The organism is Mesorhizobium sp. M6A.T.Ce.TU.016.01.1.1, from assembly GCF_003997065.1.
In the GTDB taxonomy this organism is placed as follows: Bacteria; Pseudomonadota; Alphaproteobacteria; order Rhizobiales; family Rhizobiaceae; genus Mesorhizobium; species Mesorhizobium mediterraneum.
This window is the reverse complement of record NZ_RZTJ01000087.1, coordinates 1-1,165: the sequence shown is the minus strand read 5'-3', so window position 1 is coordinate 1,165 and position 1,165 is coordinate 1. Positions and strand designations below refer to the sequence as shown.

At 59.3% G+C, this 1,165-nt stretch carries 1 protein-coding gene; it reads right to left on the bottom strand.

Annotated elements, in window-relative coordinates; genetic code table 11:
- Nucleotides 1-213: 213 nt before the first annotated feature.
- Nucleotides 214-1,165: ABC transporter substrate-binding protein (locus tag EOC94_RS33330; RefSeq protein WP_210212109.1), on the bottom strand; the 952-nt coding region annotated here is incomplete at its 5' end.

Genomic DNA, 1,165 nt, shown 5'->3' with positions numbered 1-1,165 from the left:
GCCTTTCTCCATAAGGAACTTCGAAACCGAAGTTACGATGGCGGCCGAAGCCCAGTTCATCTCAGAGATCGTGATCTTGCCACAGTCGGCAGCAGCCGCGCCGCCGCCGAACATGGCCATTGAAGTTGCGACAAACAATAGGAAACGAAGCTTCATCTGGAGGCCCTTAATGTCTGGATAAAAGGTGCGGGCGAAGCTCCGCGTCGAGATAGCCTACTTGAGGACTGCTGAGAGCCTCTCTTTTGCCTCAGGGCTGAGCCAGTCCGCCCAAACCGTCTTGTAGGTGGTCAGGAAGTGGACCGCCGATTCATCGGCTGAAGCTTTCTTGCTATCCTGCCAGGCCAGTGTCTCGCTCATCTGCGCGTTGGTGAAGCTCACCTTTGACATCAGGTCGGCAATTTCCGGCTCACGCTTCTCGAAATCCGTCGTGGCTGCCGTTACGACCTCTGCAGGCGGATAAGCCGACTTACCTGGGTTCTTGCAAATCTCGACGGCGTTGCAGGCGTGGACGTCAGCCCCGTATGGGCCGATGTCGACCTTGACCATCTTGTACTTGCCCAGGACCGACGTCGGCCCCCAATAGTACCCGAACCAGGGCTGCTTGTTTTCGTTGGCTGCCGCAATGGCCGCCGCCAAGGTCTCGCCGGAACCGTGGTTGAAGACTTCAATCCCGTGGCCTTTCAGGTCGAAGGCTTCGGCCAGATGGTCGTTCGTGATCTTGCAGCCCCAGCCTTCCGGGCAGTTGTGGAATTTGCCGCCGACCCAGTCGGGATGCGCCAGGATGCCATCGATCTTTGCAAGTTCCGGATGTTCGTCCACCAGGTACTGCGGGACCCACCACGCATCGATGCCGCCATCGGACAGGACATTGCCCAATGTCTTAACTTTACCGGCAGCCACCAAGCCTGGATAGGCCGGCGCACCGTTGAGCCAGAGTTCGGTGACGATGTCGGGACGGCCGGTCTCTGCAACCGAGGTGATTGCAGTAGCCGTAGCCGAGGGGACGACCGTTACCTTGCAGCCGTATCCCTGTTCCATCAGGAATTTGGAGACGGCCGTGACGATCGAGCCCGAAGCCCAGTTCATCTCGGTAATGGTGACGTCGCCGCATTTCGCTTCGGCCGCGGTCGCGGCAAGGGTGGCGATGAACGCAGCGGCGGTGAGC